Here is a 24,839-nt window from a genome sequence, read left to right as displayed (position 1 = left end):
GTGGACGGGTCAGTGCGACGGCGGACCGGGCCAGACGGCCGAGGCGTCGTCGCGGTGCGCGGCCGGCAGCCGGACCGGGCGGACGGGAACCGGGCGGACGCCGCCCTCGGTGGCGGCCGTCCAGGGGGCGGGGCGGCCGGAGTAGCACAGGGTGGTGAGGACGAAGACGCCGTCGGCGTAGACCTCGACGTACTCACCGACGGTCAGGATGCGCAGTGAGGCGGCGGGTTCCGGCAGGAGGGTTTCCCCGAGCAGGTTGCCCTCCGGGCCGGTGACCTGGAGGTTCTTGCCGTCGCACCCGACCGTGAGCGCGGGCCGGTCCCCGTCGGGGACATGCGTGCGCAGGGTGATCTCGGTGCGGCCGGAGATGTCGACGTCGCCGACCGCGTGCAGGGGGGCGTCGTACGTCTTCTCGCCGAGCCAGCGGTCCAGGCCCGGCCACCATGCCAGGCGGGGCGCCGCGTCCTGCGGCACGACGAGGGACTTGGGCTGGGCGAGCATGCCGCGGCAGCGGTCGCCGGTGTCGGTGAGGCCGACGCGGCGCGGGGTGGTGTGCAGCACGACGCGGGAGCCGTCGGGGGCCGCGACGACGCGCGGGGCGTACGCGCCCGTCGGGCCGAGCGGCCCCCGGCGGCTCCACGGGCCGCGCAGGCGCGGCGCGGTCCACGCCTCGAAGCCCCGGGTGGCGCCGACGGAGCCGAGCAGCAGCCAGCCGCCGTCGTCGAGGCGTTCCAGAACCGGGCACTCCAGTTCGTCGATGTCGCCGGGGGAGACGAGCGGCGGGTGGACGGTCCAGTGCTCCAGGTCGTCGGAGGTGGCCCAGGCGACGCAGCCGCCGACCTCGGCGGGCAGGGAGGCGTCGGCGGCGCAGACCAGCATGACCCAGCCGTCGGACTCGTCGTCGCGCACGACGAAGGGGTCGCGCCAGCCCATGCGTTCGCCCGTGCGGTACCAGCGCCCGTCCGCCTTGACGACCGGCCCCGTGCCGTGGCGCCGCCAGCCGGTTCCGTCGGTGCGGTCGGAGTAGGCCAGACCGACCGACTGCAGGGGCCAGCCGCCGGGGGTGAGTCCGGAGACGGCGGTGTAGAGCATCGCCATGCCGGTGCCGTGCGGGAAGGCGTGCATGGTCCACACCGCCTGCTGGTCGAAGCGGCCCGGCAGGCCGTTGCCGAAGGCCGTGCCCTGCGGCTCCCAGTGGACCAGGTCGGTGGAGGTGGCCCGGCCGTAGGAGGTCTCCATGCGCAGGTGGTCGAACTCGGCCGTCCACGGGCCCTGAAGGTGCAGCGCGGTGTAGGTGCCGTCCGCGTGGCGCAGAAGGTCGAAGTCGTTCACGCAGAGGCCGGGCGGCGCGTATCGCATGGACAGGTCCTGTCTGCCGACAGCGGCACTCAAACGTGTGCGCTGTGGTCTGGCTGGCGAGGGTTTCTCTGAGAGTCAGCCGAAGTAAATCTGAACGCAAACGCTTGCGCAACAGGATGGGCGGGTTTACGGTCTCGTCACTCCCCCTCGCACCGACGCGGTTCCGGGCCCCGGACACGCGGCGTGCACCCGATCAAGGAGCGTCCCGTGACGGTCAGCATCACCGATGTCGCCGAGGCCACCGGGGTCTCGGCGTCCACCGTGTCCCGCGCCCTGCGCGGCCGCCCCGGGGTGTCGGAGGAGATGCGGGCCCGGATCGTCGAGACCGCCGCCGAGCTGGGCTACACCGCCTCGCGCTCGGCGTCCAGCCTGGCCAGCGGACGCACCTACACCGTCGGCGTCGTCGTCCCGTACGTCGGCCGCTGGTTCTTCGGCACCGTGCTGGACTCCGCCGAGAAGGTCTTCAGCGCCGCCGGTTACGACGTCCTGTTGTACAACCTCGGCTCACCGGAGGCACGCAAGCGCTTCTTCACCAAGCTGCCGATCCGCAAGCGGGTCGACGCCGTGCTGTCCCTGCTGATCCCGGACCCGGAGGAGGCCGCCGCCCTGCGGTCCCTCGACGTGCCGCTGGCGACCACGGTCGGCGGCGCCCGGCCCGGCTTCACGGTGGTCGGCATCGACGACCGGGGCGGGGCGGAGAGCGCCGTACGGCATCTGGTGAACCTCGGCCACCGGCGGATCGGCATGATCTCCGGGGCCAGTGAGCCGCTGCACTGGACGACGCCCCTCGACCGCCGGCAGGGCTACCTGGACGTGCTGGCCGACGCCGGGATCGAGCCCGATACCGCCCTGGAGGCGGACGGCGGTTACACCGTCGAGGGCGGCGAGCGGGCCATGACCGAGCTGCTGGCGCTGCGCCACCCGCCGACCGCCGTGTTCGCCCAGTCCGACGAGATGGCGATGGGCGCGCTGCGCGCCCTGCGCCGGCACCGGCTGAGGGTCCCGGAGGACGTGTCCGTCGTCGGCTTCGACGATCACGAGCTGTCCGAGGTGGTCGGGCTGACCACCGTGGCCCAGCCGGTCGTGGCCCAGGGCCGGGAGGCGGCCCGGCTGCTGCTGGCGCGGCTGGACGATCCGGACGCCGGGCCGCCGCGCCCCGTCGAGATGCCCATCCGTCTCGTCCTCCGCGAGACCACCGCCCCGCCGAACACCGGCCGGCAGCGGTAGCTCCGTCCGTCCCCTTCCCCGCCCGCCACCGGGGCGCCGCTCCGGCCCGCCCCCGGCCCCCCTCCCCACCGTCCGCGCACCACGCCCACACCCCGCACGGAGGCACCACCATGATCACCGGTAACGGAAGACACCGTCGTACGGGCCTGACGGCCCTCGCTCTGCTGCCCTTGGCCGCGCTGGCCGCCTGTGGCGGGGGCGGCGGCGGCGACACCTCCGCCGAACAGGGCAGCGGCAAGGGCACCATCAGCGTCTGGGCCCACCAGGGACAGGCGAGCGAGACGGCCGCGCTGCAGAACGCGGTGAAGTCCTTCAACTCCTCACAGAGCGCCGTCAAGGCCGAGCTGAAGCTGATCCCGGAGAACGACTACACCAAGACCATCACCACGACCGACGCCTCCGAACTGCCGGACGTGCTGGAGTTCGACGGCCCGACGATGGCCAACTTCGTCTACAACGGCAAGCTCGCCCCGGTCGACGGCCATGTCTCCGCCAAGACCCTCGGAAACGCCACCGACGCGGTCAAGGCGCAGGGCGAGATCGACGGCAAGCACTACGGCCTGGGCATGTTCGACGCCGGGCTCGGTATGTACGCCAACAAGAAGCTGCTGGACGCGGCCGGCGTGAAGTACCCGACGAGCGTGGACGACGCCTGGACGGCCGAGGAGTTCGGCAAGGCGCTGGGGGCGCTGAAGGGCAAGGACTCCGACGGCAAGGTCCTCGACATATCGGAGCAGTACGGCCTGGCCACGGAGTGGGGCACCTTCGGCTTCTCCCCGATCGTCTGGTCGGCCGGCGGCGGCCTGCTGAAGGACGGCAAGGCGCAGGGCGCCCTCGACAGCCCGAAGGTCGTCTCCGCGATGAAGACCTTCCAGTCCTGGAAGACGTACGTCGACCCCAACACCGACGGCAACGCCTTCGCCAAGGGCAAGGTGGCGCTGAGCTGGGTCGGCCACTGGAACTACCCCGCGTACAGCGAAGCGCTCGGTGATGACCTCGTCGTGCTGCCGCTGCCGGACTTCGGCAACGGCCCGAAGACCGGCCAGGGCTCGTGGGCCTGGGGCATCGGCGCCGACAGCAAGAACGGCAAGGCCGCGGGCGTCTTCCTGGACTACCTGCTGAACGACGCCAACATCGGCGCGATGACGAAGGCCAACGGCGCGGTGCCCGCGACCAGGTCCGCCCTCGCCAAGAGCGAGCTGTACAAGAAGGGCGGCCCGCTCCAGCTCTTCGCCGACCAGCTGGCCAAGCCGTGCGGCGACAGCGACATCACCGCCTCCTGCGTCGCCGTCACCCGCCCGGTGACCGCCGGATACCCCACGGTCACCGCCAAGTTCAACACGGCCCTGAACTCGATCTACGGCGGCGCCGACCCCAAGGAAGCCCTGCAGAAGGCCGCCCGCGCCATCGACCGGGACTTCACCGACAACGCCGGCTACGAGATCCCGTAACCCGCAGGACGTATCGGCCCGGGCGGGCCGTCGGCGACGTGGCACGCAGCCATGCACCGGTCGAGCCCGCCCCGCCGGGAAGAGGACCCTGTCGTGAAAACCGTGGAACCCGCGCACCCCGCGGCCCCTGGCCGGGCGCAGGCCGCCTCGTCCGCGCCCTCCGCGAAGCCCGCGCGTCCGTCGCGCGGCAACCGCGACCGGCTGCACGGGCTGCTGATGGCCGCCCCGGCCGTCGGCGGGCTGATCGCCTTCGTCGGCATCCCGTTCGGCTACGCCGTGGTGCTCTCCTTCTACAACGTCCGCCTCGGCTCGCCGCTGGAGCCCACCTTCTTCGGCGTGGAGCACTACCGGCGGCTGTTCACCGACCCCGACCTGTCCGGCCCGTTCCTGCGGGCGCTGCTGAACAACCTGACCTTCGCCGCCGTCGTCGTACCGCTCCAGACGGGTCTGGCGCTGGCGCTGGCGATCCTGCTCAACCGCAAGCTGAAGGCCATCGGCCTGTTCCGGGCCTTCTTCTTCATGCCGGTGGTCTTCCCGATGGCGCTGGTCGCCGTGATCTGGCGGCTCATCCTCGCCCGCAGCGAGCAGGGCATGCTCAACTCCCTGCTGGACGTGGTGAGTTTCGGCAACTGGGGTGCCTTCGACTGGCTCGGCGACGGCCTCACCGCGATGGGCTCGATCATCGTGCTGTCGGTGTGGCAGGGCGTCGGCTTCCAGATGGTCATCCTGCTGGCCGGTCTCCAGCAGATCCCGGGCGAGCTCTACGAGGCCTCCCAGCTGGACCGGGCCTCCCGCTGGCAGCAGTTCCGGCACGTCACCCTGCCCGGCATCCGCGGCACCCTCGTGTTCGTCGCGATGCTGACCTCGGTGCTGTCCTTCCGGGTCTTCGACCAGGTGTACATCCTCATCCGCGGCGGCGGCCTGGACGAGGACGCCACCCGGACGGTGATGTACCAGGCCGTCACCACGGCCTTCGACCAGAACAACATCGGCCAGGCCTCGGCCGTCACGGTGGTGTTCTTCCTGATCGTCGTCGCCCTGACGATCGTCCAGCGCCGCGTCGTCCGGCCCGACCACGAGGACTGACTCCATCATGGCCATGACCCGTACGCCCGTACGCCGCGTCCTCGACTACACCGTCCTGAGCGTCCTGGCGTTCGTCTTCGCCCTCCCCGCGCTCTACCTCTTCCTCGGCAGCCTCAAGCCGTCCGACGAGGTCCTGAACGGCCTGTCCGGCTTCCTGCCCACCCACCTCTCCTTCGACAACTACACCGCCGTCCTCGACAGCCTCAGCTCCGACAGCACCGGTTACTTCTGGCAGTTCATGGGCGTGTCGGTGCTGCTGTCGTTCGTGGTGGTCACCGGCGGGCTGATCGTCAACTCGATGGCGGCCTACGGGCTGACGCGGCTGAAGTGGCGCGGGCAGAACGCCGTGTTCACCCTGGTCCTGCTGCTGATGCTGATCCCGTTCGAGTCGGTGGCGGTGCCGCTGTTCTACATGTTCAACGGCCAGCGCAACACCCTGTTCATCCAGGCCCTGCCGTTCGTCGCCAACGCCTTCGCGATCTACCAGTTCCACACGTTCTTCAAGAAGATCCCGCCGAGCATCGAGGAGGCGGCCCGGCTGGACGGCGCCGGGCCCTGGCGCACCTTCTTCGCGATCATCGTGCCGATGTCCCGGCCGGTGTTCGCCTCGGTCGCGATCCTCACCTTCCTCATCCAGTGGGGCTCCTTCCTGTGGCCGGTGCTGATGGTGTCCGACCCGTCGGTGCGTCCCCTGCCCCTGGAGATGAGCGTCTTCCAGGGGCAGCAGCCCCCGGACTGGGGCCAGATCCTCGCCTTCGGCGTGCTGCTGGTGCTGCCCGTGCTGATCGTCTTCGCGTTCTTCCAGCGCTGGTTCGTCGAGGGCGTGGCCAGCTCCGCCGTCAAGGGCTGAGCCGCGGGGGCATGCTGGTCGCATGACGGATGCCGGGGATCTGGCCGCCCTCGAGGCGGAGCTGCACCGGGTCGTCCGGGGTGACGTGGGTTTCGACGTCACCTCCCGGGCGCTGGTCACCATGGACGCCTCCAATTACCGGCGGGTGCCGCTGGGCGTGGTCGCTCCCCATGACGCCGACGACGTGGCGGCCGTGCTGGAGGTGTGCCGGCAGCGGGGGGTGCCGGTCGTGGCGAGAGGCGGCGGCACGTCGATCGCGGGCCAGGCGACGGGCACGGGCGTGGTGCTGGACTTCACCCGGTACATGAACCGGCTCGTGTCCCTGGATCCCGGGGAGCGCACCGCCGTCGTGCAGCCGGGCCTGGTGCTCGACCGGCTCCAGGAGGCCACCGCACCGCACGGCCTGCGGTTCGGCCCCGACCCCTCCACCCACAGCCGGTGCACGCTCGGCGGCATGATCGGCAACAACTCGTGCGGCTCGCACTCGGTGGCGTGGGGGACGACCGCGGACAGTGTGCGGGAGCTGGACGTCGTCACCGCGCGCGGCGAGCGCCTGCGGCTCGGGCAGGACTGGGCCGGGGCGCCGGACGGGCTGCGGGAGCTGGCCGAGGGGGAACTGGCGCGTCTGCGCACCGGCTTCCCGGACCTGCCCCGCCGCATCTCCGGTTACGCGCTGGACGCTCTGCTGCCCGAGCGCGGCGCCGACGTGGCCCGCTCCTTCTGCGGCTCCGAGGGCACCCTCGGCGTGCTGACGGAGGCGGTCGTACGCCTGGTGGAGGCGCCCCGCGCGCGTGCGCTGGCCGTGCTGGCCTACGCCGACGAGAGCGCGGCGGCGGAGGCGGCGGCCGGGCTGCTGCCGCTCCGGCCGCTGACGGTGGAGGGCATGGCGGCGGACCTGGTGCCGTCCCCGGCCGCGCTGCCGCGGGGCGGGGCCTGGCTGTTCGTGGAGACCGGCGGGGAGTCGGCGGCTCAGGCACGCGCGCGTGCGGAGGCGATCGTGCGGGCCGCCGACGTCGTGGACGCGCTCGTGGTCACCGACCCGGCCGGGCAGCGGACGCTGTGGCGGATCCGGGAGGACGCGAGCGGCACGGCGACGCGCATGCCGGACGGCACCGAGGCGTGGCCGGGCTGGGAGGACTGCGCGGTGCCGCCCGCCCGGCTGGGCGCGTATCTGCGGGACTTCCGGGGGCTGCTCACCGCCCATGGGCTGCGCGGCACGCCCTACGGGCACTTCGGGGACGGCTGCATCCACGTCCGGATCGACTTCGACCTGCTGACGGAGGCCGGCGTCGCCCGTTTCCGCCGCTTCTCGGAGGAGCTCGCGGAGCTGGTGGTGGCACACGGCGGATCGCTGTCCGGGGAGCACGGGGACGGGCAGGCGCGGGCGGAGCTGCTGCCGAGGATGTACGGGGCCGAGATGGTGGGCCTGTTCGAGCGGGTGAAGGGCGTGTGGGACCCGGACGACCTGCTCAACCCCGGGATGCTCGTCCGCCCCGCGCCCCTGGACAGCGGCCTGCGCTTCTCCGTCCTGCCCCGCGAGCCGGTCGACGTGGCCTTCGGCTACCCCTTGGACGGCGGCGACTTCTCGGCGGCGGTGCGGCGCTGCGTGGGCGTCGCCAAGTGCCGGACGACGCCGGTGAACGGCCCGGGGGTCATGTGCCCGTCCTTCCGGGCGACCGGCGCGGAGGAGCACTCCACGCGCGGACGGGCCCGGCTGCTGCACGAGATGCTCGCGGGTGAGGTGGTGACGGACGGCTGGCGTTCGCGGGAGGTCCGCGACGCGCTCGACCTCTGCCTGTCCTGCAAGGGCTGCCGCTCGGACTGCCCGGTGGGGGTCGACATGGCCACGTACAAGGCCGAGTTCCTGCACCGGCACTACGCCGGGCGGCGCCGTCCGGCCGCCCACCACGCCATGGGCCGGCTGCCGGTGTGGCTGCGGGCGGTGTCCCGTACCCGCACGGCGTGGCTGGTCAACGCGCTGTCGCGGATACGGCCCGTCGCGTGGGCGGCGAAACGGCTGGGCGGCATCGCCCCGGAGCGGGAGATCCCACGGGTGGCGCGGCGGACGTTCACCGGCTGGTGGGAGCGGAGGAGGGCGCATCGCCCCCCGGCGCGGGGCGAGCTGATCGTCCTGTGGCCCGACACCTTCACCGAGCACCTCTCCCCGTCCGTGGGCCGGGCCGCCGTACGGGTGCTGGAGGCGGCCGGGTTGCGGGTGGCGCTGCCGCCCACCCTGCACCTGGCGAAGCCGCCGGTGGGCGACGGCAGGACGGTCGCCCTCGACCCGCTGTCCCTGCTGCGCGGCCGGGGCCGGGTCTGCTGCGGGCTGACGTACGTGTCGACGGGCCAGCTGGACCGCGCCCGGGCCGTCATGCGCCGCACGCTCGATCTGATGGAACCGGTGCTGGACACCGGCGCCCCGGTCGTCGTCCTGGAGCCGAGCTGCGCCGCGGCCCTGCGCACCGACGTCCCCGAGCTGCTGCACGACGATCCGCGCGCGGCCCGTCTCGCCGCGAGGGTCCTCACCTTCGCGGAGGCGCTGGAGCGGCACGCCCCCGACTGGGCCCCGCCGCGCGTGGACCGCCCGGTGGCCGGGCAGACCCACTGCCACCAGCACGCGGTGCTCGGCGACGCCGCCGACCGCCGGCTGCGTGCGGCGGCCCTGCTCTCCGGCGAACTGAGCGGCGGCTGCTGCGGCCTCGCGGGAAACTTCGGCTTCGAGAAGGGTCACTACGAGGTGTCCACCGCCTGCGCGGAGGAACAGCTCCTGCCGTCCGTACGGGACGCCCCGGACGGCACGGTGGTGCTGGCGGACGGCTTCTCCTGCCGCACGCAGCTGGAGCAGCTGGCGGGCGTGCGGGGCAGGCACCTGGCGGAGGTCCTGGCCGAGGCGCTCGACGAGAACCGCGGGCCGGACGGCGCGTGAGGCGATCCGCGACGACCGGCGGCGCGGCGGCGCGTGAGGCGTTCGGGCCACCGGACGGGTGGACCCGAGTGTCTGAGCCGGGGGAGCGCCGGGGCCGCTCCTAGGCTCGCGGGACCAGAACCGCCCGCTGCCCGAAGGAGCCCGCCGCATGAGCGTCCGAGTCCAGCCGATCACCCGTGAGGAGCACCTCGGGTTCGTCACGGCCCGCCCCTCCGCCAGCCACACCCAGCTCCCGTCCTGGGGCGAGGTGAAGCCCGACTGGCGGGCGGAGAGCCTCGGCTGGTTCGACGACGGCGGGCAGCTCGTCGGCGTGGGACTGGTGCTGCTGCGCCCGTTGCCCGGGCCCCGGGTGCCCGGTCTGCCGCGCTACCTCGCGTATCTGCCCGAAGGGCCGCTCCTCGACTGGCACGAGCCCGGCCTCGAACGGCTGCTGGAGCCGATGCTCGCCCACCTCAGGCGGCGGGGCGCCTTCGCGGTGCGGATGGGCCCGCCGGTCGTCGTGCGCCGCTGGAGCGCCGACGTGGTCAAGGCGGCGATCGCGGACCCGGCGGCGCGGCGGCTGCGCGACGTGCGGGCGACGTCGTACGAACCGCGGGCGGGCCAGGTCGCGGACAGCCTGCGCCGCATGGGCTGGCGGCAGTCCGAGGCCTCCGGCGAGAACGGCTTCGCGGCCGGGCAGCCCCGCTACGTCTTCCAGGTGCCGTTCGCCGGCCGGTCGCTGGAGGACATCCACGGCGGCCTGAACCAGCAGTGGCGCCGCAACATCAAGAAGGCGGAGAAGGCCGGGGTGAAGGTCGTGCGCGGCGACCTGGAGGACCTGCCGGCCTTCCACGAGCTGTACTGCGAGACCGCCGAACGGGACTGCTTCCTCCCGCGCCCGCTGCCGTACTTCCAGCGCATGTGGACCGCGCTCACCGCCGAACACCCCGACCGGATGCGGCTCTACCTCGCCTATCACGACGGGGAGGTGCTCGCCGCGGCCACCATGCTGACCGTCGGCGAGCACGTCTGGTACTCCTACGGCGCCTCCACCGCCCGCCGCCGCGAGGTGCAGCCGAGCAGCGCCGTGCAGTGGCGCATGATGACCGACGCGCACGAACTCGGTGCCGCCGTCTACGACCTGCGCGGCATCACCGACACCCTGGAGGAGTCCAGCGACCTGCTGGGCCTGCTCCGCTTCAAGGTGGGCACCGGCGGCGAGGCCGTGGAGTACCTCGGCGAATGGGACTACCCGCTCAACCGGCTGCTCCACAAGGCGTTCGACCTCTACCTCGCCCGCCGCTGAGATCTCACAGCCCGAGACAGAGGCAAAAAGGGTTCACGCACCTGACGGAGTCCATTACCCTGGACTGTGCAGTGCATCGGGCTGTACGTTGAGTGCATCCGGGTGTACGCACCGCACACGCGCAGCACCCGGATACCGACCCCCGAGCACAGGACCCGCCCGTGACCACGCCGGACACCACCGCCTCCCCCGCGTCCGCGACCACCGCCGCCACCGCGCCGGGCACCGGCCCGGGCCGGCTCGGCTCCCTCGGGCCCGTGGGCCTGGTGCTCGCGGGCGGCATCTCCGTGCAGTTCGGAGGCGCGCTGGCGGTGACCCTGATGCCCAGGACGGGCGCCCTGGGAGTGGTGGCGCTGCGCCTGCTGGTGGCTGCCGTCGTCCTCCTGCTGGTCTGCCGTCCCCGGCTGCGGGGCCACTCCCGCGCCGACTGGGGCACGGTCGTCGTCTTCGGCATCACCATGGCCGCCATGAACGGCCTCTTCTACCAGGCCCTCGCCCGCATCCCGCTGGGCCCCGCGGTCACCCTGGAGGTCCTCGGCCCGCTCGCCCTCTCGGTCTTCGCGTCCCGCCGTGCGATCAACGTCGTCTGGGCGGCGCTCGCCCTCGCCGGTGTCTTCCTGCTGGGCGGGGGAGGCTTCAGCGGCCTCGACCCCACCGGAACGGCCTTCGCCCTGGGGGCCGGCGCCATGTGGGCGGCCTACATCGTCTTCAGCTCCCGTACGGGCCGCCGCTTCCCGCAGGCGGACGGACTGGCCCTGGCGATGGCGGTGGGGGCGGTGCTGTTCCTGCCGCTGGGCATCGCCGAGTCGGGGACGAAGCTGCTCGACCCGGTGACGCTGGGCCTCGGCGCGGCGGTCGCGCTGCTCTCCTCGGTCCTGCCCTACACCCTCGAACTCCTCGCCCTGCGCCGCCTGCCCGCCTCCACCTTCGCGATCCTGATGAGCCTCGAACCGGCCATCGCCGCGACGGCCGGCTTCCTCATCCTCGACCAGGCCCTCAGCGCCGCCGAGGCCGCCGCGATCGCCCTCGTCGTCGCGGCGAGCATGGGAGCGGTGCGCACCCAGGTGGGCCGCGGCCGCAAGAAGACGGCGGCGCTGGAGGGCACGGCGCTGGAGGGCTGACCGGCCTCCGAGGCTGTCCGGCCTCCGAGGCTGTCCGGCCTCCGAGATCGACCGGCCCCCGAGGCTGACCGGCCTCCGAGGCTGTCCAGTCCCCGATGTCGTCCGGCCCCGGATGTCGTCCGGCCCCCGAGGCCGACCGGCCCCCGATGTCGACCGGCCCCGACCTCGGCCGTCCCCGGAGGCGGGCAACCGCCGTTCCGGCACGGCCCGGTTGTCAGTGCCGGGTGCGAGACTGCCCGCATGACCGCACCGGACCCCAAGGCCGACCTCCTGCGCTATCTGCAAGAGGCGCGTGACGCCCTGCTGTGGAAGCTCGACGGGCTCTCGGAGTACGACATCCGCCGCCCTCTCACACCGACCGGCACCAACCTGCTGGGGCTGGTCAAGCACACCGCCGGTGTGGAGCTGGGGTACTTCGGCGACACCTTCGGCCGGCCGTTCTTCGACGAGAACCCACCCCCCTGGTGGTACACGCGGGACGCCGAACCCAACGCCGACATGTGGGCCACGCCGGACGAGTCGCGCGAGGACATCGCGGGGCTGTACCGCAGGGCGTGGGAGCACGCGGACGGCACCATCGGGGCGCTGCCGCTGGACGCGGTCGGTCGTGTCCCCTGGTGGCCCGAGGAGCGGCGCGAGACCACGCTGCACCACATCCTGGTGCGGGTGATCGCCGACACGAGCCGTCACGCCGGGCACGCCGACATCGTGCGCGAGCTCATCGACGGGTCGGTCGGCCTGACGCCGGGCAAGGACAGCATTCCCCCGGGCGACCGGGCCATGTGGGAGGCCCATCGGCACCGGCTGGAGGGAGCGGCGCGCGAAGCGGGCGGGAATGTCTGAGCCCACCGCGACGGGTCCGGCCCGGGGCGGCGGCCGGCGCTAACGGACCAGCATCCCGCGCACCGAGATCCCGTAATGCGCCCGCAGCCGGCGCAGTTCCCACAGCCCCACCACCGTCACCGACAGCGGCGCTCCGAGCATGAACACCGCCCGCACCGGCCCCGGCAGACCGGCGTACGCCCCGGTGAACAGGTCGATCAGCGTCATCTCCCACACCAGCGTCATGGCGAGCAGCGGCGGCATGGCCTGGTGGATGTCGGCCGTGCGGAACACGTGCAGCAGCGCCAGGCCGACGCCCCAGACGATGAACGGCAGCACCCACACGAGGACGAGCGCGACGAGCACCCAGGTGACCACGGTCATCGTCGGGTCGGTGGCGAACCGGCCGTCGACGAAGCCGGTGAGCACCATCAGGGGGAACACGAAGACCGCGGCGATCAGGGCCACCATCGCCCCGAACGGCTTCGCGGCCCGGCGCAGCAGATCCCGACGGGCCGAGGGGGCGGTCAGGGCCAGCAGGACGCCCACGACCACCGGGAACGTCACGGACAGCACCAGCACGCTGTTCCACGACTGGTCGATGCGGTCGTCGGCGGCGTCCCGCAGGGAGTTGCTGACCTTGTAGCTCACCGACACCCACACCACCGCGGCGAGTCCCACGAGCGTGCGGATCCTCTGCATGCGGGAGACGAAGGCGTCCTCGACGAGGTCCGGCCGGGACGGCCTGAACACCCGGCGCGCGGTGTGGATGGGGCCGATCCTCCGCCGCAGCCGCGCGACCGGGCCGGGGGGCGGCGGGGGTACCGGGTGGGGCATGTAGGGGTGGGGCACCTGGGGCGGGTGACCGCCGCCGGGCGGCACCTGCGGCGGATGGCCACCCCCCGGCGGCGCGTACGGTCCGGGGGAGGGCGGGTAGGGCCCTGGCTGGGGCGGGTACGGCCGCGGACCGTTCGGGTCGTACGGCGGCTGCCCGCCCGGATTCCAAGTGCTCATCCTTGTGTCTCCCCCGATGCGTGACCGATGGAACGAGCGCGCGGCCCCGAGTGTATTGATCGCGCCGCCCAAGAGCACGCTTCCGGCCACCGCGAGCATTTCATGCAAGCACGCTTGATTGTTTTTGGTGCCGCTGCCATGCTCCTCAGCACGCCGCACCACCCCGCACACCGACGTGCCCCGAGGGGAGCGCCCCGTGTCCGATCAGACATCCGTGATCGACGATCTGCGCGAGGAGAGCGAGGAACTCGACCGCCTCGTCGCCGGGTTGCCCCCGCGGCGCTGGTCGCTCGCGACGCCCGCACCCGGCTGGACCGTGGCCCACCAGATCGCCCACCTCGCCTGGACGGACCGCTCGGCCCTGCTCGCCGTCACGGACGCCGACGGCTTCCACGCGCTGGTCGAGAAGGCCCTCGCCGCGCCGGGCTCGTTCGTCGACGAGGGGGCCGAGGAGGGCGTCGCGCTCCCGCCCGCCGAACTGCTCGCGCGGTGGCGTGACGGCCGTGCGGCACTGGAGACGGAGCTCCGGGCGTCCCCGCCCAAGGCGCGCTTCCCCTGGTACGGCCCGCCCATGTCGGCAGCCTCCATGGCGACGGCCCGCCTGATGGAGACCTGGGCCCATGGGCGGGACGTGGCCGACGCCCTGGGTGTGGTGCGCCCACCCACGGACCGGCTGCGGCATGTGGCCTGGCTCGGGGTGCGGACCCGGGACTTCGCCTACGGCGTGCACGGCCTGACCCCGCCCGCGGGCCCCTTCCGCGTCGAACTCCGCGCACCCTCCGGCGACCTGTGGACGTACGGCCCCGAGGACGCCCCGCAGCGCGTCACCGGACCCGCCCTCGACTTCTGTCTCCTGGTCACCCAGCGCGCCCACCGCACCGACCTCGCCCTGCGGGCCGACGGCCCCGACGCCGACCGCTGGCTGGACATCGCGCAGGCCTTCGCGGGACCGCCGGGAAGCGGACGCCCACCGAAGGAGGCCGGCGCGTGACGCCCGAGCGCGGCGGCGAGGAGGCCCGGCTTGTGACGCCCGAGCGCGGCGGCGAGGAGGCCCCGTGCGTGACGCCCGAGCGCGGCGGCAGGGAGGCGGCCTCGTGACGACCCTGCGCATAGGCAACGCCTCGGGTTTCTACGGCGACCGCTTCGACGCGATGCGCGAGATGCTCACCGGCGGCGAACTCGACGTCCTCACCGGCGACTACCTCGCCGAGCTGACCATGCTCATCCTCGGCCGGGACCGCCTCAAGGACCCCGCCGCCGGATACGCCCGTACGTTCCTGCGGCAGTTGGAGGACTGCCTCGGTCTCGCGCACGAACGGGGCGTCCGGATCGTCACCAACGCCGGCGGGCTCAACCCGGCCGGACTCGCCGACGCCGTACGGGCGTTGGCGGACCGGCTCGGCATCCCCGTGCGCGTCGCCCATGTCGAGGGCGACGACCTCACCGTCGCGCACCCGGGGAGCCTCGCCGCCCACGCCTACCTCGGCGGCTTCGGCATCGCGGCCTGTCTGCGCGAGGGCGCCGACATCGTGGTCACCGGGCGCGTGACGGACGCGGCCCTGGTCACCGGGCCCGCCGCCGCCCACTTCGGCTGGGCACCGGCGGACCACGACCGGCTCGCGGGAGCCGTCGTCGCCGGGCACGTCCTGGAGTGCGGGACGCAGGCCACCGGTGGCAACTACGCCTTCTTCCGGGACGGTGACGTCCGCCGCCCCGGGTTCCCGCTCGCCGAACTGCACGAGGACGGCGGCTGCGTCGTCACCAAGCACCCCGGCACCGGTGGCTTCGTCGACGTCGGCACGGTCACCGCACAACTGCTGTACGAGACGGCCGGTGCCCGGTACGCGGGGCCGGACGTCACCGCCCGGCTGGACACCGTACGGCTGAGCCAGGACGGCACGGACCGGGTGCGGATCGAGGGCGTGCGCGGGGAGGCACCGCCGCCCACCCTCAAGGTCGGGCTCACCCAGCTCGGCGGCTTCCGCAACGAGGTCGTCTTCGTGCTCACCGGCCTCGACGTCGAGGCCAAGGCCGCCCTGGTGCGGGACCAGATGGAACCGGCCCTCGGCAAGGCCGCCGACGTGCGCTGGGAGCTGGCCCGCACCGACCGCCCCGACGCCCCGAGCGAGGAGACCGCGAGCGCGCTGCTGCGGCTCGTCGTGCGGGACCCGGACCAGGACGCCGTCGGGCGGGCGCTGAGCGGGGCGGCCGTGGAGCTGGCGCTGGCCAGTTACCCCGGCTTCCACGTGCCGGCCCCACCCGGAAAGGGCTCGCCCTACGGGGTCTTCGAGGCGGTGTACGTCCCCCAGGAGACCGTCGGCCATGTGGCGGTCCTCCACGACGGGCGCCGGATCCCCGTGCCACCGGCCCACGACACGGCCGCCCTCGACGACGTGCCCGAGCCGCCCCTGCCCGAGCCGCCGACGCCCGGGCCCACCCGGCGCGCCCCCCTCGGCCTCGTCGCGGGCGCCCGCAGCGGGGACAAGGGCGGCAACGCCAACGTCGGGGTGTGGGCGCGCACGGACGACGCCTGGCGGTGGCTCGCGCACGAGCTGACCGTCGACCGGTTCCGGGAGCTGATCCCCGAGAGCCGCGAACTGGCCGTCGCACGGCACGCGCTGCCGAACCTGCGCGCCCTCAACTTCGTCGTCGAGGGCATCCTCGGCGCCGGCGTCGCCGCCCAGCACCGCTTCGACCCGCAGGCCAAGGCCCTCGGCGAATGGCTGCGCTCCCGCCACCTGGAGATACCGGAGGCCCTGCTGTGACCGTCCTGACCTCCGCGCTCGACCCCGCCGGCCCCGAGTACCGGGCCAACCGCGAGGCGATGCTCGCCAAGCTCGCCGCACTCGACGCCGAACACGCCAAGGCCCTCGCCGGCGGGGGCGAGAAGTACGTCGCCCGGCACCGGGGGCGCGGCAAGCTCCTCGCCCGCGAGCGCATCGAGCTGCTCCTCGACCCCGACACGCCGTTCCTGGAGCTGTCGCCGCTGGCCGCCTGGGGCAGCGACCACACCGTCGGCGCGTCCCTGGTCACCGGCATCGGCGTCGTCGAGGGCGTGGAGTGCCTGATCACCGCCAACGACCCGACCGTGCGCGGCGGAGCGAGCAACCCCTGGTCGCTGAAGAAGGCCCTGCGCGCCAACGACATCGCGCTGGCCAACCGGCTGCCCTGCATCAGCCTGGTCGAGTCCGGCGGCGCCGATCTGCCGTCCCAGAAGGAGATCTTCATCCCCGGTGGCGCCATCTTCCGGGACCTCACCCGGCTGTCCGCCGCCGGGATCCCGACCGTCGCGGTCGTCTTCGGCAACTCCACCGCCGGCGGCGCCTACATCCCCGGCATGTCCGACCACGTGATCATGGTCAAGGAGCGGGCGAAGGTGTTCCTCGGCGGTCCGCCGCTGGTGAAGATGGCGACCGGGGAGGAGAGCGACGACGAGTCCCTGGGCGGCGCCGGGATGCACGCGCGGGTGTCGGGCCTCGCCGACTACTTCGCCGTCGACGAGCCGGACGCGCTGCGGCAGGTCCGGCGTGTGGTCGCCCGCCTCAACCACCGCAAGGCGTACGAGGATCCAGGGCCCGCCGAGCCGCCCGAGTACGACGCGGAGGAGCTGCTGGGCATCGTCCCCGGCGACCTGAAGAGCCCCTTCGACCCGCGCGAGGTCATCGCCCGCATCGTCGACGCCTCCGACTTCGACGAGTTCAAGCCGCTGTACGGGACGAGCCTGACCACCGGCTGGGCCGCCCTGCACGGCTATCCGGTCGGCATCCTCGCGAACGCCCGGGGGGTGCTGTTCAGCGAGGAGTCGCAGAAGGCCGCCCAGTTCATCCAGCTCGCCAACCAGCGCGACATCCCCCTGCTGTTCCTGCACAACACCACCGGCTACATGGTCGGCAAGGAGTACGAGCAGGGCGGCATCATCAAACACGGGGCGATGATGATCAACGCGGTGAGCAACAGCCGCGTCCCCCACCTCTCGGTCCTCATGGGCGCCTCCTACGGCGCCGGGCACTACGGCATGTGCGGCCGGGCCTACGATCCCCGCTTCCTCTTCGCCTGGCCCAGCGCCAAGTCGGCCGTCATGGGCCCGCAGCAGCTCGCCGGCGTGCTGTCGATCGTCGCCCGCCAGTCCGCCGCCGCCAAGGGGCAGCCCTACGACGACGAGGCGGACGCCGCGCTGCGCGCCATGGTGGAGCAGCAGATCGAGTCCGAGTCGCTGCCGATGTTCCTGTCCGGGCGGCTCTACGACGACGGTGTCATCGACCCGCGTGACACCCGCACCGTCCTCGGCCTGTGTCTGTCCGCGATCCACACCGCCCCCTACGAGGGTGCGCGCGGTGGCTTCGGCGTCTTCCGGATGTGAGGCAGCAGATGATTTCCACCGTGCTGGTGGCCAACCGGGGCGAGATCGCCTGCCGCGTCTTCCGCACCTGCCGTGACCTGGGCATCCGTACCGTCGCCGTGCACTCGGACGCCGATGCGAACGCCCTCCACACGCGCGTGGCCGACGCGAGCGTACGACTGCCGGGGGAGGCGCCCGCCGACACCTATCTGCGCGGCGACCTGATCGTGGAGGCCGCCGTCGCGGCCGGCGCGGACGCCGTGCACCCCGGCTACGGCTTCCTCTCCGAGAACGCCGATTTCGCCCGGGCCGTGCTGGCCGCGGGCCTGCGCTGGATCGGCCCGCCCCCGCAGGCCGTCGAGGCGATGGCGTCCAAGACCCGCGCCAAGCAGCTCATGGGCATCGAGCCCCTCACCGAGGTCACCGAGGCCGACCTGCCGGTGCTGGTGAAGGCGGCGGCGGGCGGCGGCGGCCGCGGCATGCGCGTCGTACGGCACATGGCGGACCTGGAGGCCGAACTGGCCGCCGCACGGGCCGAGGCCGCCAGCGCCTTCGGCGACGGCGAGGTCTTCGCCGAGCCGTACGTGGAGAACGGCCGCCATGTCGAGGTGCAGATCCTCGCCGACACCCACGGCACCGTCCGGGCCCTCGGCACCCGCGACTGCTCCCTCCAGCGCCGCCACCAGAAGGTGATCGAGGAGGCCCCGGCGCCCGGCCTCTCCGGCGCGCTGGAGGACGAGCTGTGCGCCCTCGCCGTACGGGCCGCCCGGGCCGTCGACTACGTGGGCGCCGGAACGGTCGAGTTCCTCGTCGCCGACGGCAGGGCGCACTTTCTGGAGATGAACACCCGCCTCCAGGTCGAACACCCCGTCACGGAGGCCGTGTTCGGCGTCGACCTGGTGGCGGAGCAGATCCGGATCGCCGAGGGCCACCCCCTCGGCACCGACCCTCCCCGCGCGCGGGGCCACGCCGTGGAGGCCCGCCTGTACGCCGAGGACCCCTCCCGCGACTGGTCCCCGCAGACCGGCACCCTGCACCGCCTCTTCGTCCCCGGACCGGTCCGCCTGGACACGGGGTACACGGACGGCGACGAGATCGGCGTCCACTACGACCCCATGCTCGCCAAGGTCGTGGCGCACGCCCCCACCCGCACGGAAGCCGTGCGCAGGCTCGCCGCCGCCCTGGAACGCGCGGTGATCCACGGCCCCCTCACCAACCGCGACCTCCTGGTCCGCTCGCTGCGCCACCCCGAGTTCACCGCGGGCCGCATGGACACCGGCTTCTACGACCGCCACCTGCCCGATCTGACCGAGCCGTCCCCCGACCCGCTCGCCCCCCTGGCCGCCGCCCTCGCCGACGCCCACGGCCGCTCCCGCTTCGGCGGCTGGCGCAACATCCCCGCACAACCGCAGACCAAGCGGTACCTGATGGCGGGCGAGGAGCACGAGGCCCGCTACCGGCACACGAGGCAGGGCCTGGAGGCGGACGGGGTGCGGGTCGTACACGCCGACGCGCACCTCGTGGTCCTCGAAGTGGCCGGGGTGCGGCGGAAGTACGAGGTCACCCGCTACCGCGACCGGGTCTACGTCAACACCACGGCCCTGACCGCCCTGCCCCGCTTCCCCGACCCCACGGCCCAGCACGCCCCGGGCTCCCTCCTGGCCCCCATGCCGGGCACGGTCGTCCGTGTCGCCGACGGTCTCACGGCGGGAACACCGGTGAAGGCGGGTGAGCCCCTGCTCTGGCTGGAGGCGATGAAGATGCAGCACAAGATCACCGCCCCGGTCACGGGAACGCTGACCGAGCTGTGCGTCGCACCCGGACGACAGGTGGAGCCGGGCGCGCTCCTGGCCGTGGTGACGGAGACCTCGTAGGGGCGCGGGGCTGTATTGACATGCGGCTCCGCCGCGTGAGCGCGACAAGCCACGACGAGCCCACACGCGAAAGGACCCCCATGGCCACCGAAGACCACAAAGCCCTACGAGACGCCGTCGCCGCACTCGGCACACGCCACGGCCGGGGAGGCGACACCGCACAACTCTGGTCGGAAGCCGCCGAACTGGGTTACACAGGCGTCAACCTCCCGGAGGAGTACGGAGGCGGAGGCGGAGGCATCTCGGAACTCTCCATCGTCCTCGAAGAGCTCGGCGCCGCAGGCTGCCCGCTCCTGATGATGGTGGTGTCCCCCGCCATCTGCGGCACGGTGATATCCCGCTTCGGCACGGCCGCCCAGAAACAACAGTGGCTCCCCGGCCTCGCCGACGGCACCCGCCTCATGGCCTTCGGCATCACCGAACCCGACGCCGGCTCCAACAGCCACCGCATCACCACCACCGCCCGCCGCGACCAGGACACCGGAGGCTGGATCCTCACCGGCCGCAAGGTCTTCATCTCCGGCGTCGACATCGCGGACGCGACCCTCGTCGTCGGCCGCACCGAGGACGCCCGGACCGGCCGTCTCAAGCCCTGCCTCTTCATCGTCCCGCGCGACACCCCCGGCTTCACCCGCCGCGCCATCGACATGGAACTCAACGCCGCGGAGAAGCAGTTCGAGCTGTTCCTGGACGACGTACGGCTGCCCGCCGACGCCCTGGTCGGCGACGAGGACGCGGGGCTCCTCCAGCTCTTCGCCGGCCTCAACCCCGAACGCGTCATGACGGCGGCCTTCGCGATCGGCATGGGCCGCCACGCCCTCGCGAAGGCCGTCGCGTACGCCCGCGACCGCACCGTCTGGAACACCCCCATCGGCGCCCACCAGGCCATCGCCCATCCGCTGGCCCAGGCGCACATCGACCTCGAACTCGCCCGCCTGATGATGCAGAAGGCCGCCGCCCTCTACGACGCGGGCGACGACATGGGCGCCGGAGAGGCCGCCAACATGGCCAAGTACGCGGCCGGGGAGGCGTGCGTGAAGGCGGTCGACCAGGCCGTGCACACCCTCGGCGGCAACGGCCTCACACGCGAGTTCGGCCTCGCCTCGCTGATAACGGCCGCACGCGTGGCTCGTATCGCGCCGGTGAGCCGGGAGATGATTCTCAACTACGTCTCCCACCAGACTCTCGGCCTGCCCAAGTCGTACTGAGACGGCCCGCGCGCGAGGAGGAACCAGTCATGTTCCGCAGCGAGTACGCAGACGTCCCGCCCGTCGAACTGCCCATCCACGAAGCGGTCCTGGCCCGGGCCGCCGAGTTCGGCGACACCCCGGCGCTGATCGACGGCACGGACGGCACCACCCTCTCGTACGAGCAGGTGGACCGGTTCCACCGGCGCGCCGCCACCGCCCTGGCCGAGGCCGGGGTCCGCAAGGGCGACGTCCTCGCCCTGCACAGCCCCAACACCATCGCCTTCCCGACCGCCTTCTACGCGGCCACGCGCGCGGGTGCCACCGTCACCACCGTGCACCCGCTCGCCACCGCCGACGAGTTCGCGAAACAGCTGCGGGACTCGGCGGCCCGCTGGATCGTCACCGTCTCACCGCTGCTGGACGTCGCCCGCCGGGCCGCCGAGATCGCGGGCGGCGTACGCGAGATCTTCGTGTGCGACAGCGCGAGGGGCCACCGCTCCCTGATCGACCTGCCGGCCTCCACGGCCCCCGAACCGCAGGTCGCCATCGACCCCGCCGAGGACGTCGCGGCCCTGCCGTACTCCTCCGGGACCACCGGCATCCCCAAGGGCGTGATGCTCACGCACCGGCAGATCGCCACCAACCTCGCCCAGCTGAACCCGGCGATCCCCGCGGGCCCGGGCGAACGCGTCCTGGCGGTCCTGCCCTTCTTCCACATCTACGGGCTCACCGCTCTGATGAACGCGCCCCTGCGGCAGGGCGCCACCGTCGTCGTCCTGCCCCGCTTCGACCTGGAGCAGTTCCTCGCGGCCATCCAGAACCACCGCATCACGGCGCTGTACGTGGCCCCGCCGATCGTCCTGGCCCTCGCCAAGCACCCGGCCGTCGCCCAGTACGACCTGTCGTCCCTGAAGTACATCATCAGCGCCGCCGCACCCCTGGACGCGCGTCTCGCCGCCGCCTGTTCCGAGCGGCTCGGTCTGCCGCCCGTCGGCCAGGCGTACGGCATGACGGAACTGTCACCCGGTACGCACGTCGTGCCCCTGGACGCCATGGGCGAAGCCCCGCCCGGCACCGTCGGCAAGCTCATCGCCGGCACCGAGATGCGCATCGTCTCCCTCGACGACCCCGGCGAGGACCTCCCCGCCGGCGCATCCGGCGAGATCCTCATCCGCGGCCCCCAGATCATGAAGGGCTACCTCGGCCGCCCCGACGCCACCGCCGCGATGATCGACCCCGACGGCTGGCTGCACACCGGGGACGTCGGCCACGTCGACGAGGACGGCTGGCTGTTCGTCGTCGACCGCGTCAAGGAACTCATCAAGTACAAGGGCTTCCAGGTGGCGCCCGCGGAACTGGAGGCACTGCTCCTCACCCACCCGGGCATCGCCGACGCCGCCGTCATCGGCAGGTACGACGACGACGGCAACGAGGTCCCGCACGCGTTCGTGGTCCGCCAGCCGTCCGCCGCCGAACTCACCGAGGCGGAGATCATGATGTACGTCGCCGAACGCGTCGCCCCGTACAAGCGGATACGCCACGTCACCTTCACCGTCGGCGTCCCCCGCGCGGCCTCCGGCAAGATCCTCCGCCGACAGCTCAGGGAGAGCGCATGTCGCTGATCACCCGCACCCGCGCGCGTGCCGTGGAGACCCTGGCCCTGGACTCACCACGCAACCGCAACGCCCTGTCGGCGGCCCTGGTCGGTGAACTGGCCGACGCGCTCGCCGACGCCGGCAAGGACACCGGCGTGCGCGCCGTCGTCCTCACCCACACCGGCAACACCTTCAGCGCGGGCGCCGACCTCAAGGACCCGCCGCCCCCGGAGGCGCTGGTCGCCCTGCTGCGGCAGATCATCGAGCTGCCCAAGCCGGTCGTCGCCCGGGTCACCGGGCACGTCCGCGCGGGCGGCCTCGGCCTGCTGGCCGCCTGTGACATCGCCGCCGCCTCCACGCAGGCCACCTTCGCCTTCACGGAGGTCCGCATCGGGGTCGCCCCCGCGGTCATCTCCCTGCCGCTCCTGCCCCGCACCGACCCCCGCGCTCTCGCCCGCCACTACCTCACCGGCGAGCGTTTCGACGCGGTGGAAGCGAAGGCGACCGGCCTGCTCACCACCTGCGCGGACGATGTCGACACGGCCCTGGACCCCATCCTGGAAGGCCTGCGCAAGTCCGGCCCCGACGCCCTGGCCGAGACGAAACGGCTGCTCACGGCTAGGGTGCTGGAAGCCTTCGACCGGGACGCCGCCGACCTGACCGCGCTCTCGGCCCGGCTGTTCTCCTCCCCGCAGGCCCGCGAGGGGATGACGGCCTTCCTCGAACGACGGGATCCGGCATGGGTGGTGTGAGCACGGTCGACCGTGCGGAGAGAGTCCCCAAGCAGGACCGCAGCCGGGCCACCCGGCAGCGGCTCCTCGAAGCCGCCGTGTCCTGCCTGGCCGAACACGGCTGGGCAGGCTCCACCGTCTCCGTCGTCGCCGAACGCGCCGGAGTCTCCCGCGGCGCCGCCCAGCACCACTTCCCGACCCGCGAGGACCTCTTCACGGCGGCCGTCGAGTACGTCGCCGAGGAACGCTCCACGGCCCTGCGCGCGCTGTTCCCCGAGGGCGCGGCCGGAGACCGCCACGCCGTCGTCGCCGCCCTGGTCGACCTCTACACGGGGCCGTTGTTCCGCGCGGCCCTGCACCTGTGGGTCGCCGCCTCCAACGAGGACCAGCTGCGGCCCCGCGTCACCGAGCTCGAATCCCGGGTCGGCCGCGAAACCCACCGCATAGCCGTCGACCTCCTCGCCGCCGACGAATCCGTCCCCGGCGTCCGCGAGACGGTCCAGGGCCTCCTCGACATGGCCCGCGGCCTCGGCCTCGCCAACCTCCTCACGGACGACGCGGCCCGCCGGGAACGGGTGGTGGCCCAGTGGGCGGGGCTGCTGGACGAGACGCTGGGCTGACCATGGGAGACCGGTTCCAGACGATCGTCGACCTCGACGCGGGCGCGGCCGACGCCGAACCCCTGGCGGAGCGGGTCGTCGAGTGGCTCGTGACAGAGGGCGTCGTCCTCGCCGACCGCACGGACTGCGTCCTCGGACAGCCACTCGGCCATCCCCCGGGACCCCACTGGGAACGGGCCGTGACCGACGACTGGGACCATGAGCCCTGGGACGGTCTCGCCGTCCACACGGGTCGTACGGGCTTCACCAGCGGCGCGGACATGCCGGGGGCGGCCGTCTGCCCCCGTTGCCGGGCGGCCACCCCACTCGACGACGGCACATGGCCCCGCTTCAGCACCGCGACGCAGACCTGGTACGAGACCGGTAGCGCGTCCTTCCCCTGCCCCGCCTGCACGGCGCCCGTCGCCGTCCCGGACTGGACCTGGGACGAGTCCCCCCTGGCCTTCGGCCACCTCGGCTTCGAGTTCTGGAACTGGCCCGAGCTCACCGCGGACTTCCGCGCGCGCCTGGCCGCACTGCTCGACGGCCACCGCACGGCCTACGTGTGGGGAAAGCTCTGAGTCTCAGGGACTGAGCCGCTCCACCCGCCAGCTGCCGTCCGGCCGCTCCACGTACCGCAGCCGGTCGTGCAGCCGGTTCTCGCGGCCCTGCCAGAACTCCACCGTCTGCGGGGCCACCCGGAAGCCGCCCCAGTGCGGGGGCACGGGTACCTGCTCGCCCTCCGGGTAGCGGGCCGCCAGCTCGGCGTAGGCGCCGTCGATGTCGGCGCGGGTGGGGATCACCGAGGACTGGGTGCTGGCCCACGCCCCCAGCTGCGAACCGTGCGGCCGGGTGCGGAAGTACGCCGCCGTCTCGTCCCGGCCGGTGCGCCGGGCGACTCCGGTCACGATGACCTGCCGGGCCATGGGGTGCCAGGGGAACAGCAGCGAGACGTACGGGTTCTCCGCCAGGTCACGGGCCTTGCGGGAGTCGTAGTTCGTGTAGAAGACGAAGCCCTGTTCGTCGAAGTGCTTGAGCAGCACCGTACGGGCGCTGGGACGCCCCTCGGCGTCGGCCGTCGAGACGATCATGGCGTTCGGCTCGAACAGCCCGCCGTCCATCGCCGCCTGTTTGAACCAGCGCGCGAACTGCTCGACGGGGGTGGTGGCCAGCTCGGTCTCGGAGAGCCCCTCCGCCCGGTACTGCTTGCGCATCGAGGCCAGATCGAAGGGGACGTCGTCGCGGTCGGTCACCCGGTCATCTTGCCGTATGGACGGTGTCCTTCGTCACTGCATGGCACTGAGTGCCGTGAACCCTCCCCAACGGTGGCACTCGGAGATATCGTTTCCGTGCCGTTGCGGTGGGGTGAC

The 24,839-nt window shown here is 72.9% G+C and carries 20 protein-coding genes; 17 read left to right on the top strand and 3 right to left on the bottom strand.

Annotated elements, in window-relative coordinates; translation table 11 throughout:
- Positions 1-9: 9 nt before the first annotated feature.
- Complete coding sequence (locus ACFY9E_RS23760) at positions 10-1,359, bottom strand: mucin-1 (RefSeq protein ID WP_390987314.1); 1,350 nt, start codon at positions 1,357-1,359, stop codon at positions 10-12.
- A gap of 207 nt (positions 1,360-1,566) precedes the next feature.
- Between ACFY9E_RS23760 and ACFY9E_RS23755 the strand changes: the two genes are divergently transcribed.
- From ACFY9E_RS23755 to ACFY9E_RS23720, 8 genes are all read left to right on the top strand, one after another.
- Positions 1,567-2,586 carry a substrate-binding domain-containing protein gene (locus ACFY9E_RS23755; protein ID WP_390987313.1) on the top strand — a complete coding sequence of 340 codons (1,020 nt, stop codon included), beginning with the start codon at positions 1,567-1,569 and terminating at the stop codon, positions 2,584-2,586.
- A 110-nt stretch (positions 2,587-2,696) separates the two neighbouring features.
- Positions 2,697-4,037 (top strand): extracellular solute-binding protein, encoded by a 1,341-nt coding sequence (locus ACFY9E_RS23750; protein WP_390987311.1) that lies wholly within the window; start codon positions 2,697-2,699, stop codon positions 4,035-4,037.
- Positions 4,038-4,130: 93 nt separating this feature from the next.
- Positions 4,131-5,123 (top strand): ABC transporter permease subunit, encoded by a 993-nt coding sequence (locus ACFY9E_RS23745; protein WP_390987309.1) that lies wholly within the window; start codon positions 4,131-4,133, stop codon positions 5,121-5,123.
- Between the two features lie 7 nt (positions 5,124-5,130).
- Positions 5,131-5,973, top strand: coding sequence for an ABC transporter permease subunit (locus tag ACFY9E_RS23740; RefSeq protein ID WP_390987307.1), 843 nt, complete (start codon positions 5,131-5,133; stop codon positions 5,971-5,973).
- A gap of 22 nt (positions 5,974-5,995) precedes the next feature.
- On the top strand, positions 5,996-8,899 hold the full coding sequence (locus ACFY9E_RS23735; protein WP_390987305.1) for an FAD-linked oxidase C-terminal domain-containing protein: 2,904 nt from the start codon (positions 5,996-5,998) through the stop codon (positions 8,897-8,899).
- A 148-nt stretch (positions 8,900-9,047) separates the two neighbouring features.
- Positions 9,048-10,184 carry a peptidoglycan bridge formation glycyltransferase FemA/FemB family protein gene (locus ACFY9E_RS23730; protein ID WP_390987304.1) on the top strand — a complete coding sequence of 379 codons (1,137 nt, stop codon included), beginning with the start codon at positions 9,048-9,050 and terminating at the stop codon, positions 10,182-10,184.
- A 161-nt stretch (positions 10,185-10,345) separates the two neighbouring features.
- Positions 10,346-11,305, top strand: a complete 960-nt coding sequence (locus ACFY9E_RS23725) for an EamA family transporter (RefSeq protein ID WP_390987302.1) — start codon at positions 10,346-10,348, stop codon at positions 11,303-11,305.
- 240 nt (positions 11,306-11,545) lie between these two features.
- On the top strand, positions 11,546-12,148 hold the full coding sequence (locus ACFY9E_RS23720) for a DUF664 domain-containing protein (RefSeq protein ID WP_390987300.1): 603 nt from the start codon (positions 11,546-11,548) through the stop codon (positions 12,146-12,148).
- A gap of 39 nt (positions 12,149-12,187) precedes the next feature.
- Here ACFY9E_RS23720 and ACFY9E_RS23715 read toward each other — a convergent pair whose 3' ends face one another.
- Complete coding sequence (locus tag ACFY9E_RS23715; protein ID WP_390987298.1) at positions 12,188-12,964, bottom strand: hypothetical protein; 777 nt, start codon at positions 12,962-12,964, stop codon at positions 12,188-12,190.
- Positions 12,965-13,337: 373 nt separating this feature from the next.
- On the opposite strand from ACFY9E_RS23715, the gene ACFY9E_RS23710 reads away from it, so the two are divergent.
- The 9 genes from ACFY9E_RS23710 to ACFY9E_RS23670 all read left to right on the top strand — a co-directional run bounded on the left by ACFY9E_RS23710 (position 13,338) and on the right by ACFY9E_RS23670 (position 24,050).
- Positions 13,338-14,132, top strand: coding sequence for a TIGR03084 family metal-binding protein (locus ACFY9E_RS23710; protein WP_390987296.1), 795 nt, complete (start codon positions 13,338-13,340; stop codon positions 14,130-14,132).
- 103 nt (positions 14,133-14,235) lie between these two features.
- Complete coding sequence (locus ACFY9E_RS23705; RefSeq protein WP_390987295.1) at positions 14,236-15,906, top strand: acyclic terpene utilization AtuA family protein; 1,671 nt, start codon at positions 14,236-14,238, stop codon at positions 15,904-15,906.
- The gene (locus ACFY9E_RS23700; RefSeq protein WP_390987294.1) at positions 15,903-17,501 is read left to right on the top strand and encodes a carboxyl transferase domain-containing protein; all 1,599 of its coding nucleotides are present in this window, start codon (positions 15,903-15,905) and stop codon (positions 17,499-17,501) included. Before ACFY9E_RS23705 ends, ACFY9E_RS23700 begins: the two co-directional genes overlap by 4 nt.
- Positions 17,502-17,509: 8 nt before the next feature.
- On the top strand, positions 17,510-19,354 hold the full coding sequence (locus ACFY9E_RS23695; RefSeq protein ID WP_390987292.1) for a biotin carboxylase N-terminal domain-containing protein: 1,845 nt from the start codon (positions 17,510-17,512) through the stop codon (positions 19,352-19,354).
- 80 nt (positions 19,355-19,434) lie between these two features.
- A complete protein-coding gene (locus tag ACFY9E_RS23690) occupies positions 19,435-20,562 on the top strand; it encodes an acyl-CoA dehydrogenase family protein (protein ID WP_390987291.1) in 1,128 nt (375 codons plus the stop codon).
- 29 nt (positions 20,563-20,591) lie between these two features.
- Complete coding sequence (locus tag ACFY9E_RS23685; protein WP_390987290.1) at positions 20,592-22,166, top strand: AMP-binding protein; 1,575 nt, start codon at positions 20,592-20,594, stop codon at positions 22,164-22,166.
- Positions 22,157-22,891: an enoyl-CoA hydratase family protein gene (locus ACFY9E_RS23680; RefSeq protein ID WP_390987288.1), complete on the top strand. Its 735-nt coding sequence runs from the start codon at positions 22,157-22,159 to the stop codon at positions 22,889-22,891. The genes ACFY9E_RS23685 and ACFY9E_RS23680 overlap by 10 nt, the downstream gene beginning before the upstream one ends.
- Entirely contained in the window at positions 22,879-23,490 is a 612-nt protein-coding gene (locus ACFY9E_RS23675; protein WP_390987287.1) for a TetR family transcriptional regulator, read from the top strand. Before ACFY9E_RS23680 ends, ACFY9E_RS23675 begins: the two co-directional genes overlap by 13 nt.
- A 2-nt stretch (positions 23,491-23,492) precedes the next feature.
- Positions 23,493-24,050, top strand: a complete 558-nt coding sequence (locus ACFY9E_RS23670) for a hypothetical protein (RefSeq protein ID WP_390987285.1) — start codon at positions 23,493-23,495, stop codon at positions 24,048-24,050.
- Positions 24,051-24,053: 3 nt separating this feature from the next.
- Here the strand turns inward: ACFY9E_RS23670 and pdxH are convergent, their stop codons facing one another.
- A complete protein-coding gene (gene pdxH / locus ACFY9E_RS23665) occupies positions 24,054-24,722 on the bottom strand; it encodes a pyridoxamine 5'-phosphate oxidase (RefSeq protein ID WP_390987284.1) in 669 nt (222 codons plus the stop codon).
- Between the last annotated feature and the right edge of the window lie 117 nt (positions 24,723-24,839).

Origin of the sequence: Streptomyces sp. NPDC012466, from assembly GCF_042955215.1 — a bacterium.
In the GTDB taxonomy this organism is placed as follows: Bacteria; Actinomycetota; Actinomycetes; order Streptomycetales; family Streptomycetaceae; genus Streptomyces.
The sequence above is the reverse complement of the archived record's forward strand: the minus strand, read 5'-3'. Positions and strand labels throughout refer to the sequence as shown.

Coding starts and splice junctions, on each gene's coding strand:
- ACFY9E_RS23760 (WP_390987314.1), bottom strand. CDS start 1,359: ATGCGATACGCGCCGCCCGGCCTCTGCGTGAACGACTTCGACCTTCTG.
- ACFY9E_RS23750 (WP_390987311.1), top strand. CDS start 2,697: ATGATCACCGGTAACGGAAGACACCGTCGTACGGGCCTGACGGCCCTC.
- ACFY9E_RS23740 (WP_390987307.1), top strand. CDS start 5,131: ATGGCCATGACCCGTACGCCCGTACGCCGCGTCCTCGACTACACCGTC.
- ACFY9E_RS23735 (WP_390987305.1), top strand. CDS start 5,996: ATGACGGATGCCGGGGATCTGGCCGCCCTCGAGGCGGAGCTGCACCGG.
- ACFY9E_RS23730 (WP_390987304.1), top strand. CDS start 9,048: ATGAGCGTCCGAGTCCAGCCGATCACCCGTGAGGAGCACCTCGGGTTC.
- ACFY9E_RS23720 (WP_390987300.1), top strand. CDS start 11,546: ATGACCGCACCGGACCCCAAGGCCGACCTCCTGCGCTATCTGCAAGAG.
- ACFY9E_RS23715 (WP_390987298.1), bottom strand. CDS start 12,964: ATGCCCCACCCGGTACCCCCGCCGCCCCCCGGCCCGGTCGCGCGGCTG.
- ACFY9E_RS23695 (WP_390987292.1), top strand. CDS start 17,510: ATGATTTCCACCGTGCTGGTGGCCAACCGGGGCGAGATCGCCTGCCGC.
- ACFY9E_RS23690 (WP_390987291.1), top strand. CDS start 19,435: ATGGCCACCGAAGACCACAAAGCCCTACGAGACGCCGTCGCCGCACTC.
- ACFY9E_RS23685 (WP_390987290.1), top strand. CDS start 20,592: ATGTTCCGCAGCGAGTACGCAGACGTCCCGCCCGTCGAACTGCCCATC.
- ACFY9E_RS23680 (WP_390987288.1), top strand. CDS start 22,157: ATGTCGCTGATCACCCGCACCCGCGCGCGTGCCGTGGAGACCCTGGCC.
- ACFY9E_RS23675 (WP_390987287.1), top strand. CDS start 22,879: ATGGGTGGTGTGAGCACGGTCGACCGTGCGGAGAGAGTCCCCAAGCAG.
- ACFY9E_RS23670 (WP_390987285.1), top strand. CDS start 23,493: ATGGGAGACCGGTTCCAGACGATCGTCGACCTCGACGCGGGCGCGGCC.